11 protein-coding genes are annotated in these 17,187 nt (G+C 39.6%); 6 read left to right on the top strand and 5 right to left on the bottom strand.

Going from position 1 to position 17,187, the window contains the following annotated elements; genetic code table 11:
- Nucleotides 1-126: 126 nt before the first annotated feature.
- Entirely contained in the window at nucleotides 127-2,847 is a 2,721-nt protein-coding gene (locus JWQ34_RS12690; protein ID WP_299357661.1) for an outer membrane beta-barrel protein, read from the bottom strand.
- Between the two features lie 184 nt (nucleotides 2,848-3,031).
- Between JWQ34_RS12690 and JWQ34_RS12685 the strand changes: the two genes are divergently transcribed.
- The gene (locus JWQ34_RS12685) at nucleotides 3,032-5,203 is read left to right on the top strand and encodes a GH92 family glycosyl hydrolase (protein ID WP_299357660.1); all 2,172 of its coding nucleotides are present in this window, start codon (nucleotides 3,032-3,034) and stop codon (nucleotides 5,201-5,203) included.
- A gap of 261 nt (nucleotides 5,204-5,464) precedes the next feature.
- On the opposite strand, the gene JWQ34_RS12680 is transcribed toward JWQ34_RS12685, so the two are convergent.
- Entirely contained in the window at nucleotides 5,465-6,478 is a 1,014-nt protein-coding gene (locus JWQ34_RS12680) for a cytochrome d ubiquinol oxidase subunit II (protein ID WP_299357659.1), read from the bottom strand.
- Nucleotides 6,479-6,554: 76 nt separating this feature from the next.
- Nucleotides 6,555-7,868: a cytochrome ubiquinol oxidase subunit I gene (locus JWQ34_RS12675; protein WP_299357658.1), complete on the bottom strand. Its 1,314-nt coding sequence runs from the start codon at nucleotides 7,866-7,868 to the stop codon at nucleotides 6,555-6,557.
- A 455-nt stretch (nucleotides 7,869-8,323) separates the two neighbouring features.
- On the opposite strand from JWQ34_RS12675, the gene JWQ34_RS12670 reads away from it, so the two are divergent.
- The 3 genes from JWQ34_RS12670 (at nucleotide 8,324) to JWQ34_RS12660 (ending at nucleotide 12,723) form a co-directional block, all read left to right on the top strand.
- Nucleotides 8,324-10,924 (top strand): M1 family metallopeptidase, encoded by a 2,601-nt coding sequence (locus JWQ34_RS12670; protein ID WP_299357657.1) that lies wholly within the window; start codon nucleotides 8,324-8,326, stop codon nucleotides 10,922-10,924.
- 73 nt (nucleotides 10,925-10,997) lie between these two features.
- Entirely contained in the window at nucleotides 10,998-12,116 is a 1,119-nt protein-coding gene (locus JWQ34_RS12665; protein ID WP_299357656.1) for a Gfo/Idh/MocA family oxidoreductase, read from the top strand.
- 115 nt (nucleotides 12,117-12,231) lie between these two features.
- On the top strand, nucleotides 12,232-12,723 hold the full coding sequence (locus JWQ34_RS12660) for a gamma-glutamylcyclotransferase family protein (protein WP_299357655.1): 492 nt from the start codon (nucleotides 12,232-12,234) through the stop codon (nucleotides 12,721-12,723).
- Between the two features lie 55 nt (nucleotides 12,724-12,778).
- On the opposite strand, the gene mdh is transcribed toward JWQ34_RS12660, so the two are convergent.
- A complete protein-coding gene (gene mdh / locus JWQ34_RS12655; protein ID WP_299357654.1) occupies nucleotides 12,779-13,717 on the bottom strand; it encodes a malate dehydrogenase in 939 nt (312 codons plus the stop codon).
- A 548-nt stretch (nucleotides 13,718-14,265) separates the two neighbouring features.
- Here mdh and JWQ34_RS12650 point away from each other — a divergent pair.
- Nucleotides 14,266-15,276 (top strand): glutamine synthetase beta-grasp domain-containing protein, encoded by a 1,011-nt coding sequence (locus JWQ34_RS12650; RefSeq protein ID WP_299357653.1) that lies wholly within the window; start codon nucleotides 14,266-14,268, stop codon nucleotides 15,274-15,276.
- A gap of 56 nt (nucleotides 15,277-15,332) precedes the next feature.
- Here the strand turns inward: JWQ34_RS12650 and JWQ34_RS12645 are convergent, their stop codons facing one another.
- A complete protein-coding gene (locus JWQ34_RS12645) occupies nucleotides 15,333-15,743 on the bottom strand; it encodes a gamma-glutamylcyclotransferase family protein (RefSeq protein ID WP_299357652.1) in 411 nt (136 codons plus the stop codon).
- Between the two features lie 65 nt (nucleotides 15,744-15,808).
- On the opposite strand from JWQ34_RS12645, the gene JWQ34_RS12640 reads away from it, so the two are divergent.
- Nucleotides 15,809-17,167 carry a glutamine synthetase family protein gene (locus JWQ34_RS12640; RefSeq protein WP_299357651.1) on the top strand — a complete coding sequence of 453 codons (1,359 nt, stop codon included), beginning with the start codon at nucleotides 15,809-15,811 and terminating at the stop codon, nucleotides 17,165-17,167.
- Nucleotides 17,168-17,187 lie beyond the last annotated feature (20 nt).

Genomic DNA, 17,187 nt, shown 5'->3' with positions numbered 1-17,187 from the left:
TCAAATGTTAAATCGTGGTAACAATTTCAATACAGAGTCGCATCATAGTTGCATTTGAAATAAAAGAAATTTTTTTGCGCTGGCGCATCTACTCAAATCATGATTTGAGTATCGTTTCTTTGAAAATTACTTGGACTTATAAACGCTAAGCTTGTACTGATAATTGATGAGGAAATATCGTTTTAATATTTGCTGTTCGGTTGTGGTAATTGCATTATTGTTTGCAGTGCGTGTTACCGATATGTTTTGATCTAAAAGATCGTAAACCGATAATTTTAACTGGGCTCTGTCTTTCTTTAGCATTAATAGCGTAACCGCAAGGTTTACAATGTTAGATGATTTTGGGAAACCCGGTGTCGCCTCCGGATTAAAACTATAACCGTATCTGGCATCAAAAACAACCCTGTTGGGCCATCTGATGCTAACATCAGTGCCAACAGTATGCTTTAAAGTACTTACAGAGGCGAAGTTTACGTTCTTGTATTTTGTAAGTGATGCGAGGAGACTATAGTTTGTGTTAAAACTAATAGTCGAATTATAATTGAAGTTGATGTTTTGCAGCGCGTTTAAGTTGTAGGTAGACTGCAAGCCCTCGTCTGTATTAAGAAAGAATGCCCTGCGGTTAAAATTACCGTTGAAGTTTGTGCTTACACCGATTTGCCATTTCTGGGTTTTCTTAAATTGTTTGCCTATGTTACCGCTGAAATAGGCGCTTATAGCATTATTCCTGTTTACATAAGTTGCGGTTCTGGCCCCAACAGAATCAATGGTAGTAATAGCTATAACTGTATTATTGGTTAGCGTAATGCCGGTATTAAAATTAGTGTTTAGCTGTTTGTCATAGTTATAATTGTAATAGTTAAAACTAAAATTATGACTCCTGCCGGGCTCTAAGTTAGGGTTGCCGGTAGTTTTGTATAGTTGGCTATAAATTCTGACGATTGGCTGCATTTGATCAATTGACGGCTGATCAAGAGACTCGCTGTAATTAATAGAGTACCCTTTTCCGCTCATGCTAAATGCAGGGAGAAAGACATAATATTTCTTTTCGATATTCTTGGCGGTGCTTATATTAAATTCATTTTTAACGAATTGATTTTCAATGCCAACTCCTAATCTGATAGTTGTTTTTTGGTTAAGCTGATAACTGAATTGCGGTTTAAAGTTTTGTACAAACAGGTAGCGGGTTAGATTTTTGCTTAATGTAAAAGACAATAGATCATAAGATCCTGATATCGGGTCTTTATCATAGACTAACCCTTTGTTTAATGTATTAAGATATCTTGAGCTAAAAAAAAACTCGCCGGTTAATTTCGAGCTTATTGGTTGGTTATAGGTTATTAATAGATCAGCCGAGTTGTTTAGTGAATTATTATCGGTAGACCTGTCTATTATCTGCGACTTAACTGCCGATACATATGAGGTTAAATTATAATAGTTAAGATCTTCTGATCCTGCTTTGGTTAACGATAAGGAGTGATTTATAGTAATAGACCTGCCTTTTTTCCCCAACTTATGGTAAAACATAAAGGTATGCGAAAATGCGTTATTGATTATATCTGATGAACTATTGCTAAGGGTGCTGGTTATTTTAGGTAGTTGTGTATTAAAGGAATGTGCGTTATTGTCGGATATATTCATCTGCGGGCTAATACTAACCCTGGGTTCATATCTAATTCGCTTAATAGTATCTGGTATCCATTCCACCAACCCACTAATTGCATGTTTTTTCTCATCACGCCGCGAACTATATAGTGACGCGGAATTAATTACAGTTTTGCTAATTGTTTGTTGAATTGAAGATTTGCTGTCGTTATTGCGTATAGTGTTGGTGTAAAAATAGTTAAGGTTAAGCTTTAGTTTTTCGCCATAATTATTGTTGATGTTTATCCCTCCGGAAGTAACACTTTCAATACCTCCCCATCCCGGCCCGCCAAATGTGCCGTCCCATGTTTGGGTGCCACCAGAACGGTCAAACCCGCCCATAGTGTAAAGCTCGCTAGATGAAAAGCCGGTTTTATTTAGGTTATTGGCCAGGCCAATAAAACTAATTTGTAACGTATCCCTAAAGTTACTTAATATACCCCCGGCCTCGTACCGGCCCCGCGAGCCTGCGCCACCATATATTTTACCCATCGTGCTTTTCTTTATTTTGCTTTTCATTTTAAGGTTGATGATCTTTCCAACCTCCGTCTCGCTCAATTTATGGTCGGGGTCATTCTCGCGGTCATCATAAACCTGTATTTTATCAAGCATATCGGCATCAAGGTTTTTAGTGGCTACCCTCGGGTCGTCACCAAAAAAACGTTTACCGTCAATTAATAGTTTGCTTATCTCTTTGCCATTAACAAATATGGCTCCGTCATAATTTACCTGTACACCAGGTAATAACCGCAAAAGGTCTTCAACTATAGCGTTTGGCCTGGTTTTAAAAGTCTCGGTATTAAATTCTATCGTGTCTTTCTTCATTACAATAGGCGACCTTTCGGCTCTTACCACTATTTCATTGAGGGTTTTTGCAGCAATTAGTAACTCGCCCAGATCTTTTATTTCGCCTGGTTTAAGGGCAAGCTTAACCCTAAGGGTATTATAACCCATAAATGATATGATCAATTTAGTATCCCTGTTAGTAGGGATACCTGTGAGTTTAAAGCCACCATCTTTTTGGCTGATGGTATAAGAAATAAGCGTGGTGTCTTTTGAGTTGATAACCGCAACAGTGGCATGCTCTAACGGCCCACCCGATAACGAATCAGCAACAATACCCTTTATAGATGCTTTACTTTGGGCAAATGCTGTCGATGCAAACAACAACGAAAGGATAAAAAATGCAACAAATTTGTTCATTATGCAACTAGGTAGCCTTGGTGTGGCAATAAATAGTTTGGTTAATTGGTTAACTTTCTAAAAGTATTTAATAACAATGATATATGGCGTTTTATACGCCCTAATTCCCCGTAACATTTTTAACATAAAAGGATACGGGTAGGGGTATTATATATATTTGAGTCACCAATAAATCCCTTTAATAATGAAAGCCTCAATTAAAAATATTTTAAATATTGTTATGATTTTGCTGCTTGCCTCAACCGCAAGTAAAAGTCAAACAACATCAGCTCATACCAAATATGTAAACACTTTTGTGGGTACAGAGGCCGTAGCAGACCCTAAATTGCTTGGCTATGTGGCGCCCAAAAACTGGCGGCCATGGTCGGGGCTTACATTCCCTGGTAGTTCATTGCCAAATGCAATGGTGCAGGTAAGCCCGATGACTAAATATCAGCCTGCAGGTGCGGGATATGAGTATGAGGATTCTATTATAGTGGGTTTCAGTCATACCAATAAAGGGCATTGGAATTTTGGTAACGTGCCAATCCTGCCAATGTCAAATCCGGGTGCAGTATTTGGTTCCAGATTTTCGCATAAAAATGAAAGTTCTTCGCCGGGTTTTTACCAGGTTTATTTGGATGACTATAAGGTAAATGTTAGCATTACATCAACTTTAAGGTGTGGCTATTATAAATATGAATACAAAAATAATACTGATAAACAGATACTTTTTGACTTGTCTAAAGCGCTTAGCCGTGTAACAACCTGGAATATTGAACAAGACGGAGACCGTGCTATAAAAGGCTTTCAAGGTGGCGAAAATATCTACTTCTATGGCATCTTAAATAATAAAATTGATAAGTTAGAAAAGAAGGATGAAGGGGAGAAGACAGGTTATGCCATAGTTCATTTAGCTAATGGCACTACAGGCCCGGTTGAACTTAAAATTGGATTCTCATTTGTAAGCACAGCCAACGCGAAGCAAAATCTGGAGAAAGAAATAGGCGGCAAAACGTTTGATGTTATCCGCAAAGAAGCTAATCAAACCTGGGAAACTTTATTATCATCCATAGAGGTAAAAGGCGGAACTGAAAAACAAAAAACCATGTTGTATTCTTGCTTTTACAGATCATTTTTATGGCCTGTATTACGAAGTGATGTAAATGGCGATTTTACAGACATTAAAAAGAATGTAGTTAATACCGGTATAGCTTATTATACTGAACCGTCTTTATGGGATACCTACCGTAATAAAGATGTGCTGTTAGAACTGGTTAGTCCGGATGTTACGCTTAACGTTATTAAATCATTAAAAGATAAAGGTGACAAGACCGGGTATATCCCCACTTTTTTTCATGGCGATCATGGTGCATCATCAATTGCCGGGGCTTATTTAAGGGGTATTGATAACTTTGATATTAAAGGCACTTATAAAATACTGTTAAACAATGCTAATGTACCGCCTACCAACCAACGCGGTGGCGGGAGGCAATATCTTGCTCCGTATTTAGAGAAGGGTTATATTCCTGATCCGGATCTTGCCAATCCAACCACAACAGCAAAAGGTACAGCTGGCGTATCTAAAACTTTAGAGTATTCTTATGATGATTATTCGGTTGCCCAGATAGCTAAAAAGTTAGGCGATACTGCCAATTACAGGATATTAATGGCCCGCTCTAAAAACTATAAGAATGTGTTTAATAAGGCTAATAACTTTATGCAGGGCAGGTTAGAAGATGGTAGCTGGGTTAAAAATTTTAACCCACAATACCCATATTATGAGTACATGTATCGCGAAGCAAACGCGTGGCAGGTGTCATTCTTTGCACCGCATGATATGCCAGGATTAATCGCGTTATACGGCGGCCCAAAACCATTTGAGGCCAAATTGGATTCCCTATTCAGCATACCATGGAACCCTAAATACATTGCCCGTAATATTGAAACCTTTATAGGCCAGTATTGTCAGGGTAACCAGCCGGATCATGAAGCGCCTTTTGCCTATACATTTATAGGCAAGCCAGAGAAAACACAAAAGGTGTTAGATAACATATTGAACAACTTATATGGCATGGGCCCGAGAGGCATCGAGCTTGCCGGTATGGATGATGCAGGCGAGATGTCTGCATGGTATGTGTTTAGTGCATTAGGTTTATACCCGGTTTCACCAACAGATCCGGAATATTTGGTGACCGTTCCGCTTTTTGACGAGGTGAAGTGGAGAACCAGCAACGGTAAATACATCACCATAACCAAGCCAGGAAAGGGCAGGGCCATGACCTCTATAAAAGTAAATGGAAATATTAGCAAAGACATATTTGTATCGCACGATCTATTTAGGAACGGTGGTACGATAGCTATTGCAACTAAGTAGATCGACAGATAACGATAACAACAAAAGCGTCCCGATGTATCGGGGCGCTTTTGCTATTATAAAGCAATTTGCAAGTGTACCAACCTGTGGGTGTGCCAGTGATACGCTTTGATACACCTGCGTTTGTAATATATTGATAATAAAAGAGTTGATTTTAGGAATCCGATCTCATGATACAGTTTGGTACATGCTTTTATAAGACCCGCGTTTTGGTACGCCAGATAATAATACCATAGCTGCGTAAATTCACCTTATTTTACCCTATTCATGACTGTTTTTACCCCTGAAACTATAGAATAAATAAGATAATGCCGGCAGTATAAACAGACTGCCAATTAATAAAGCTATTGCTAAGTCGTCTATAGTTTTTGTGGTAGCGTGATCCGTTAACAGCGATAAGTTCTTACCATTCTTGCCCATAATAAAATTAGGATAATGAGTATAACCCACAGATAGCAATATCATACTCACCTGGAACGCGGCAAAAATGCGTGGCATCTGCTTTCTGCCTTTGCTGATGCTCATCCAAAGTAATACCAATGATATTGATGCGGCAATTACTGCGGTTAAACTAACCCGGTTACCAAATATCCAGTGCGCCATATGGATGTTTAGAGTTTCGGCAGCTAAAAAAACCAGCCCACCACAAAAAAATGCAATGGCATTAAGCACTTTTGCCTTTTTTATAAAACGTTTAACGTCAAAATCGTCATCGGCTTCGCCAATTAAATATATGGAAGCTAAGAATCCGCAGAGTGCAACAGTAAATAAACCTACCGCGATAGAGAACCAATTGAACCAACTAAATACATAGGCTGTAAGGAAGTCGGTTGCTTCAAAATCAATTTGGCGTGATATGGCGCTGCCGGCAATGATCCCCAAAAATAGTGGCGTTAAAAAACTGGAATAAACAAATATGTTATTATACACCATTTGGGTGCGCTCGCCTTTAATAGCATCATAATTGCGGAAAGCAAAAGCCGTACCCCGCGCGATAATCCCTAATAGCATTAACAATAACGGGATATGCAGGTAAGTACACATCTTGCTATAAATATCCGGGAAACCCACAAACATAATTACTACCGCGATGATGAGCCACATGTGGTTCGCTTCCCAAATAGGGCCAATGGCCTGGTACATGGTGCTGCGTGTGCGGTGTTTATTATCGTCTGATGTAAAGAGCTCAATAATGCCTGCGCCAAAATCGGCACCCCCTAACAGGAAGTACAACAGTATAGCGAAGAACAGGAAGATAATTACTACTGTTAACATATTTGAGGTTTGAGTGGCGAGTGATGGGTATTGAGCATAAGTTATATTTAACTCATCACTCAAAACCCGATACTGATCACTTTTTTAAATCATATAACTCAGGCACCATTTTAATTTGCCGTTGCAGCAAGAATATTACCGCCAAACTCAGCGTAAAATAAATAAAGCTGAACAGGTAAAACGAATACTGTATACCCGGCATCGGCGTTACCGCATCGGCAGTACGCATAACATCTTGTATTATCCAGGGCTGACGGCCAACCTCGGTTACGGTCCAGCCTGCTTCCAGTGCTATAAAACCTAAAGGTGTAGCCATAATAAATAGCCTTAAAAACCACGTTTGTGTTAACCAGCTTCGTTTTTTTAGCGTTGCGATAAGATATAATACACCTATCAGCATAGTTAACATACCAATACCTACCATTATCTGGAAAGCGTAGTGGGTAACCGCAACATTGGGTTGGTCTTTAACCGGGATCTGATCCAATCCTTTAACTTCCTGTTTAAAATTATCGTGTACCAAAAAGCTAAGCAAGCCAGGCAATTCTATGCCGTAATTAACTTTTTTAGCAACGGTATCCGGTATGCCGCCGATAATCAGCGGTGCATAGGTTTGGGTATGGAAATAAGCCTCCATAGCAGCTAGTTTAGCAGGCTGCCTTTTAGCTGCGTGCTTGGCCGATATATCACCGCTTAATGGCTGTAATATAGCCGCTATTGACCCAAATATAATGGCAATTTTAAATGCCTTGGTGTGGAACTCAATATTTTGTTTTCGATAGATCATTAACGCGTGGATACCCGCGACTGCAAAGCCGGTGGCAGAGAACGCCGCAATCGTCATGTGTAATGATTCGGAGAACCATGCGCCATTAAACATGGCCTTCATAGGGTCGATGTTGAGATATTGGCCATTTATATAATCAAACCCTGATGGGCTGTTCATCCAGGAATTGGCTGATACTACGAGTATGCCCGATAATATCCCGCTTATACCCACCATTACCCCCGTAAACCAATGGAACCATTTGTTAAACCTGTTCCATCCGTAAAGAAAAAAGCCCAACGCTATCGCCTCTATAAAAAACGCGACACCCTCTAATGAAAATGGCATACCAAATATAGGTCCGGCATGTTCCATGAATTTTGGCCATAGTAAACCTAATTCGAATGATAACATGGTGCCTGATACAGCACCCGTAGCAAAAAATATAGCCACACCTTTGCTCCAGGCTTGGGTAATGTTTTTATAAACCGGGTTTTGTGTTTTGAGATATTTATAGTGCGATATCGCCATAAAAACAGGCATCACCATACCAATACAAGAGTAGATGATGTGAAAGCCCAATGACAGGGCCATTTGCGATCTGGCGGCTAAAAAATCATTCATGTTTCTGTGATAAACAAGATGTTCAAAGATAAAAGATATAAATAAAGGACAGTAAAGAGTTAAAAATTAAAGTAATACATAATGATTTTAAATTGATATTATTTTAATAGGGGTGGTAAGTGTAGAGTAACTTTGTTGATTTTGCGGAGACTCACCCGGTCTACGCTTCGCTGGACCACCCTCTTTCTGCCAAAGGCAAAGAGAGGGTGTTTTTATTTTGAGAAGATAGATTTGACAACTTTTTAAAAGTTGTCAAATCTTGGATTTTAATTAGTCTAACCCTCTTTCCCGCTTGCAGAAGAGAGGGTCGACAAGCATAGCGATGTCGGGGTGAGTAATCGCCGATATACGCCGGTTAAACAGCCCTGTAACATTAATTATTCAATCCACGTCTTACATTTTGAATATTTATATTGAAAACATATCTTTAGAAGTCCATACATTCATCTAACAACATGAAAATTACCAAAATTATTTTTGCATTGTCATTCACTACTATTGCTTATTATGCACAAGCGCAAACTACTGATCCTGCGCCGTCAAAGTACGATCAGCATAAAGTATTTACGCCATTATTTTATCAGCAAAACGGTAATCAGTTCCGTACAGCAGGCGGGGCACCAAGTGCCAAATACTGGCAAAACCGTGCCGACTACAAATTGAACGTAACGCTTGATACTGCAAAACACCGGGTAAGCGGTACCGCTGTTATTACCTATACCAATAACAGCCCGGATGGTTTGCCATTTTTATGGCTGCAGGTTGATCAGAATATTTATCGCGAAGATTCGCGCGCGCAGGCTACCAGCCCGGTAACCGGCGGCAGGTTCACCAATAAAAACTATACCAATGGTGATGAGATTAAAGGCGTATACATTATAACCAACGGAAAAGCCGAAAAAGCTGACTACCTGGTTACTGATACCCGTATGCAGATCAAACTAAAAGATTCGCTTAAAGCAAACGGTAAAAAGATAGATATTAAAATTGAGTATGCTTTTGATGTGCCTGAGTATGGTACAGATCGTATGGGCCGCTTAAACACCAAAAACGGCTGGATCTATGAAATTGCACAATGGTACCCGCGCATGGAGGTGTATGACGATATAAGCGGTTGGAACACTATTCCATATATGGGTGCATCCGAGTTTTACTTAGAGTACGGCAATATTGATTATACAGTAACCGCACCGGCCGGTTTAATTGTATCAGGTTCTGGTGAATTATTGAACCCTGCCGAAGTTTTATCACCAACTGCAATGAGCAGGTTAGCTGCTGCAAAGAACAGTGACAAAACTGTAAGCATTAGGGATTCTCTTGATATCTTAAATAAAAATTCCTATCCGCAAAAAGCTATGCTTACATGGCATTTTTTATGTAAACAAACCCGCGATGTAGCCTGGGCAGCCTCAAAGGCATTTATATGGGATGCGGCACGAATTAATTTGCCAAGTGGTAAAAAAGCATTGGCACAATCAGTTTATCCAATTGAGGTAAAAGGAAAAGAAGCTTGGGGGAGATCTACAGAATATGTAAAGAATTGTATTGAACTATACTCGAAAGAGTGGTTTGAATATACTTACCCTGTTGCTACTAACGTAGGTGGTATAGTAGGGGGTATGGAATATCCCGGCATAGTTTTCTGCGGTTGGAAATCGCAAGGCGGTGAACTTTGGGAAGTAACCAACCACGAGTTTGGCCATAACTGGTTCCCGATGATAGTAGGCAGCAACGAGCGTAAATACGCCTGGATGGATGAGGGCTTTAACACTTTCATTAATAAAATTGATACCAAAGTATTTAATAATGGCGAATACTACGCGAAAGAAGATGTGCAAAAGGCAGCACCCGCCATGTTTAGCCCAGATGCAGATGCGATAATGAATACCTCGGATGTAATACAACCCGATTACCTGGGTTTTGCCGCTTACGAAAAACCGGCCCGCGGCTTAATGATACTACGCGAGCAGATATTAGGCGAGGAGCGTTTTGACTATGCTTTTAGAACCTATATAAAACGCTGGGCATTTAAACACCCAACACCGTGGGACTTTTTCCACTCGATGGATAACGCGGCAGGCGAGGACTTGAGCTGGTTCTGGAACGAATGGTTTATGGGTACTATGTCACTTGATCAGTCTGTAAAAGCTATAAATTATAATGATGGCGATCCGTCAAAAGGTTCACTGATCACTATTGAAAACCTGGGTGGCATGGCCCTGCCGGTAACTGCCTTAATAAAAGAAGAAGGTGGTAAAACCGGAACCGTTAAACTACCGGCCGAAATTTGGCAGCGTGGAAGCGTTTGGACATTCCCTTATAAATCAACCTCTAAAGTAACAATGGTTACGCTTGACCCTGATCATCAGTTACCGGATGTAGATGGCGAAAACAACTCGCTTAGTGGTGTGCCCATTGCAAAGGGTGTTACTGCCGCGTCTGTAATTAAAAACTACCTGGATGCTATTGGCGGTGTCGATAAAGTAAGGGCCATAAAAGATATGACCATAAACGCGTCAGGACCATTACAAGGTACTACCGTGCAATTGGTTAACCGCTTTAAATCGCCGGATAAATTTGATTATAACGTAACTGCACCCGCTTATAATTATGTGCTTTTACATTTAAAAGGTATTGGCGATAGTGTTAGCATTATACAACAAAATCAACCTATTAATAACACTACTAAGGAGTATCAGCGTCATTTGGTTGATCGTTTTGCTTTCTTCCCCGAGTTGGATTATAGTAAAAATGGGTATGTTATTACTTTAGATAACAGGCTGTATGTTGTTAATGATAACCTGGCTTATTTGGTTATAACTACGCATCCCGATGGCACAAAAGTAAAATCGTATTTCGATCAGCAAACAGGATTGAAATTAAAACAGGTTACAGATGTAGCTAACGCTACACCAACAGAGTTTGCCGATTACCACGAAGTAAATGGCGTTAAAATACCTTATGATATTAAAACGGTAATGTTAGGTGTGCCTGTTGAATATAAAGTAACAACTGCTGTTGCCAATACAGGTTTGTCTGATGAGTTGTTTAAATAATAGATTTTATAGAGACTTACGAAGTTTAAAAAACTTCGTAAGTCTCTATATCTTAAAATAAAAGTCACCAATTATGAATACACGTCGCGATTTTCTGCAAAAATTAGGAGCATCTGCAGTAGCTTTACAATTGGCTGCTGTTACTACATGGGCCGATGATAAAAATGCCGCACACGAGGCCTATGATGGCCCTGTACTGCGAGTGGCCATAATGGGGTTGGGTAGTTACGGTACCCGTGTGGGCGGAGCTATGCAATCGTGCACCAAAGCAAAACTGGTAGGTTTAATTAGCGGAACGCCTAAAAAGATTGAGAATTGGCGAAGTAGCTATGATATTCCGCTTAAAAACTGCTATAACTATGATAATTTCGACCAGATAAAAAACAACCCGGATATTGACGCGGTATATGTTATAACCCCAAACGGCCTGCATCATGACCATGTGTTGCGTGTTGCAAAAGCAGGCAAGCATGTAATATGCGAAAAACCCATGGCCCTAAATGTCAAACAAGGGCAGGAGATGGTTGATGCTTGTAAACAAGCCGGTGTAAAATTATTGGTTGGCTACCGTATGCACTTTGAACCTAAAACGCTCGAAGTTATCCGGATGCGTAAAGCGGATGAATTTGGAAAGATCCTATTTTTCCAGGGATTGTGTGGTTTTAAAATAGGCGACCCTAAACAATGGCGGTTAAATAAACAGCTATCGGGTGGTGGCTCTATGATGGATATAGGTATTTATGCTATTAATGGTTCAAGATATATGACCGGTGAGGAGCCCATTTGGGTAACGGCACAGGAAACCAAAACAGACCCCGTAAAATTTAAAGAAGGAGTGGACGAAACTATCCAGTTCCAGTTTGGCTTCCCCAGCGGGGCAACGGCTTCCTGCTTATCAACCTATAATCAAAACAACCTTGATAAATTTTACCTGAACGGCGAAAAAGGATGGGCCGAAATGCAGCCATCTACAGGTTATGGTCCGATTATGGGGCGTACCCATAAAGGCGAGCTTAATCAGCCTGTTACCACTCATCAAACCGTACAGATGGATGAATTTGCCGACATTATATTTAACGGCAAACAACCACCGGTACCTGTTGACGGCAATGAGGCAGTAAAGGATTTGAAGATTATTGATGCGATATACCTGGCGGTTAAAACGGGGAAGAAGGTGGATATTAATATTTAAGCTATTTAATAGGGCTTCAAAGTTTCAGTGAAACGGTAGCAAATATTTTCCGTATAAGTTTTCATAATATAGCTGTTTATACTGCGTTTAGTATTAGTTAACTACTAATAAACCTATGATATTATTTGCGTATGCCGGCAATATGAATGTAGAGAAGTTTGTACAAACTGTTCCCTCTGCGCGCAATTTAGGTGTTGCCAAATTACCGGGATATAGCTTTGTTTTTAACAGTGCAGGCGAGGATGAATCGGCAAAAGCCAACGTGGTAAAATCTTTTGACCCTGACGCTATTGTTTGGGGCGTTTTAGTTGAATTGCTTGACGAAGAACGTTCTAACTTTCATGACCCTTTGTGGAGCTCGACACTGAAACTGGAACCCGTTTTATGTTTTGATCTGAATGACAATATCTATCATGCCGAGGTTTTTGTAACCCAGCCGCACGCCATAACCACACACTTGCTGCCCTATGACTGGTATCATAATAAAATATTAAAACTGGCTATTGATGCAAGACTACCTCAATCGTATATAAGCCAAATTGCCCTTATGCCTTACAAAATAGACCCTGATGAGATACGCAGGCAACGGAGATTGAAAAGATTATAAAAAAGGCTTTCACAAAACACAAGTGAAAGCCTTTTTATTAATTAATATATTTTACTTAGATCAGGCTGCTATCAGCTAATACCTGGTTCATTGCACGTACAGCATCGGCACTTTTGTTAAAAGTGGCTTGCTCATCAGTAGTTAACTTAAAGTCGACAATTTTTTCCCAGCCGTTTTTACCTAATATAACCGGAACAACTAATGAGATATCTTTCTGGCCGTATTCGCCATCTAAAGCAACACCGCATGAAAGTAGTTTTTTCTGATCGCGCACAATGGCTTCAACCATAAACGCGGTACCTGCACCCGGTGCGTACCAGGCAGATGTGCCGATCAATCCTGTTAAAGTAGCACCACCAACCATGGTAGCGGCAACAACTTTATCTTGTTGCTCTTTGCTTAAAAACTGCGTAACCGGAATACTGTTCCAGGTAGCATGGTTAATTAACGGAATCATGGTAGTATCGCCGTGACCGCCAATAACTACGGCATTCAAATCAGCAGGAGAACAACCTAGTTCCAGGCTTAAATAATATTTAAACCTGGCCGAATCTAAAGCGCCACCCATACCTATAATACGGTTTTTAGGTAGGCCAGATGTTTTCAGGGTTAAGTAGTTCATGGTATCCATTGGGTTTGAAACCACAATGATGATAGTGTTTGGCGAATGTTTTAAAATATTCTCGGTAACACTTTTTACAATATTAGCGTTGGTGCCAATCAGTTCCTCGCGGGTCATTCCGGGTTTACGTGGCAAACCAGAAGTAATGACAACAACTTCCGAATCGGCAGTCGCGGCGTAATCATTGGTAACACCTTTTATTTTAGTGTCAAACTCCAGCAGGGCAGAGGTTTGCATCATATCTATAGCTTTACCTTCGGCAAAACCTTCGCGTATGTCTAATAAAATAAGTTCTTCGGCTAATTCTTTTCTGGCGATGTTATCCGCACATGTAGCGCCAACAGCTCCGGCACCAACAACTGTTATTTTCATAGTATTTGATTTGTTTTTTAAAGGTTATGAAGCTATCATGAGCCTTGTTAATTATTTTTGGCTGCTCCTGATGGTTTCATAGTATTATATTGATTTTATAAGAAGGAATTAAATTGCGTGCAATTTTAAGAAAAAAATATAAAATACTGTCTGTGCATTGTTAAAATAGAGTTAAATCTTAATTGATTGCCTTTAAAACGATATTGTAATTATAATCGACTTATTTTAAATGTCGTGTTTCGAAACACAACATCTCGCCACACCACATTTTCTTGGAAAAATTATAAATAATCAATAAATTCTACCATTGTTTAACGAGTAGGTTTTTATACAGATTATCAAAAAGTGTGTATTTGTATTTTTTATCGACTTATTTTGCTGTTTTTGTCAGCGTTAAATAGTTTTTTCGTAACAATTTTCATTTTATTTAACTTTTTTCGATAAAATTTGCAAAAAATAGAAATAATAATATAAATTTGCTACCATAAACATAATCAATGCGATTAAAAGCATTATCCGAATCAAACTTTACAAAATAATTTAAAAACATGGCAACAAAACTCGAGTACATCTGGCTTGATGGATACAAACCAACTCAAAGCCTTAGAAGCAAAACAAAAATCGTTAAAGAATTTAGCGGTAAGGTAGAAGATCTGGAAAACTGGAGCTTTGATGGTTCTTCAACTGAGCAAGCACCGGGTGGTTCGTCAGATTGTATTTTAAAACCAGTTTTTACATGCCCTGATCCTCAAAGAAAAAGCGCTTACTTAGTAATGTGCGAAGTATTAGATTCAAAAGGTAAACCACATGAGTCAAACGGCCGTGCGCTTATCCAGGATGATGATAATGATTTTTGGTTTGGTTTTGAGCAAGAGTATTTCTTATGGGATCCAAAAACAGATAAACCTCTTGGTTTCCCGGCTGGTGGTTACCCTGCACCGCAAGGCCCTTATTACTGTTCGGTAGGTGCTAACAATGCTTACGGTCGTGAAATTGTTGAAGAGCATTTAGACGTATGTTTAGAAGCTGGCTTAAACGTTGAAGGTATCAACGGAGAAGTTGCCGCAGGACAATGGGAATTCCAGATCTTTGCTAAAGGCGCTAAAGAAGCCGGTGACCAAATTTGGGTTGCACGTTATTTATTAGAAAGAATAGGCGAAAGCTATGGCGTTGCTATTAACTGGCATTGCAAACCATTGGGTCAATTAGACTGGAATGGTTCTGGTATGCACGCTAACTTCTCAAATACGTTATTACGTACTGCTAACAGCGAAGCTAAATTTAAAGCAGTTTGCGAGTCTTTCCGCCCTGCTGTTGCTGAGTGTATCGCGGTTTATGGTGCTGATAACGATCAACGCTTAACCGGTAAACACGAAACTGCATCTATAACTGACTTTAGCTATGGTGTATCAGATCGTGGTGCTTCTATCCGTATCCCACTTTACGCTGTAGATCATAACTGGAGTGGTTACTTAGAAGATCGTCGTCCTAACTCGGCTGCCGATCCATATAAAGTAGCTGCAGTTATTATTAAAACTGTAAAAACAGCTAAAGTTTAATACTTAGCTAAATCAATATTAAAAGCGATGGATTTAAATGCCCATCGCTTTTTTTGTTATGATCGTTTTTGATTTAAATAGGCTACGTAATCCCCGTGCGTTATTAGGTTCAAACCATCTATAGATAAGTTGTATAAATATACCCAGCAATTTATTACCCCATCAGAAGTTTCAATAGGTAATGATTCGCGAATAAATAAGTTTGGCTGTTCCTGTTCGTCACCAAATCCTTCATAAGGGTCTAAGTATTTTAAAATTTCTTCGGCGTTATTTAACTGGTAAATAGTTCCTTTGATGAGGTAGTCCTGATCATTGCTGATTATTAGTCCCGGATAGGTACCGACATCATATAGCTTGCCTTTAATTGTACCCGTATTATAAAAAATAGCGTTGCTTCTTAAATAGGCAGCAAATTTATTGTCGTCAATTAATAAAGTGCCGTAAACAAACAATAAATCATTTATCATCTTTTAGTATAAATTTAAGTTACGATAGTTATCTTGCCTAATATTGAATAATTACTGCCTACGCCATGAACGAGCAACAAATTACAGCTTACATACACGAAAACAATATACAAAAAATAAAATTTGCCTTCGCGGATATTGACGGTGTTTTGCGCGGGAAAATAATACACCCAAAAAAATTTATTGACGGTTTAAAAAGTGGTTATGGTTTTTGCGATGTAGTATTTGGCTGGGATAGCAGCGATGTTTGTTATGATGATGTAAAACTAACCGGTTGGCACACGGGTTACCCTGATAAATCATGCCATATTGATCTGTCCAGTTTTCGTACAGTGCCATGGCAGGATAATATCCCTTTCTTTTTAGGCGATTTTAGCGATGCGGATGGAAATGGACTAGCCGCCTGTCCACGCAGTTTATTAAAGCGCATAGCTAAACAATGCGAGGATATGGGTTATCACCCCGAATTTGCGCAGGAGTTTGAATGGTTCAATTTCAGGGAAACACCACAAACTTTACAGGATAAAAGCTTTACCAATTTAGAGCCGTTAACACCGGGTATGTTTGGCTATTCCATATTACGCACATCAGAAAATAGTGATTATTGCGATGACCTGGTTGATTTGTTAGGGAAGTTTAACATCCCGCTGGAAGGTTTCCATACAGAAACCGGTCCTGGAGTATATGAGGCGGCTATTTTGCACTCGCATGTTATTGAGGCCGCGGATAGAGCTGCTTTATTAAAGACCGCCGTTAAAGAAATTGCCTACAAACATGGTATTATAGCCAGTTTTATGGCCAAGTGGAACGAGAACTTGCCTGGCTGTGGCGGCCATATCCATCAAAGTTTATGGAATAAAGAGCAAACTAAAAACCTGTTTTATAATGGCAGCGATGTTAATAAAATGAGCGAATTGCATAATCAATATTTAGCCGGTCAATTATATTGCCTGCCGCATATATTGCCAATGTACGCACCAACAATAAACAGTTATAAACGCTTAATTGAAGGGGCTTGGGCACCAACTACCATAACCTGGGCTGTCGAAAATAGGACTACGGCATTCCGTGTGCTTAACTCCACAGAAGGATATACCCGTTTAGAAACCCGGATACCGGGGGCCGATACTAACCCGTATTTAGCAATGGCTGCCGCGTTGGCATCTGGCTTGTATGGTATTAAAAATAAATTGAGTTTAGATGTATCTCAGACGATTGGCAATGGTTACCAAAATACCTCAAATGGTAGCATACAGCCAAACCTGTATGCAGCAACTGTGGATATGAAAAACTCAGCTATTGCTAAAGAGATTTTAGGGGCTGACTTTGTGGAGCACTTTACACAAACCCGTTTATGGGAATGCAAGCAATATGCCAAAAGCGTTACCGATTGGGAACTGAAACGATATTTTGAAATAATATAAACCGATTATAATCTGTATTT

It is taken from the genome of Mucilaginibacter sp. (assembly GCF_028288185.1).
Taxonomy (GTDB): Bacteria; Bacteroidota; Bacteroidia; order Sphingobacteriales; family Sphingobacteriaceae; genus Mucilaginibacter.
This window is presented reverse-complemented; position numbering and strand designations above follow the sequence as displayed.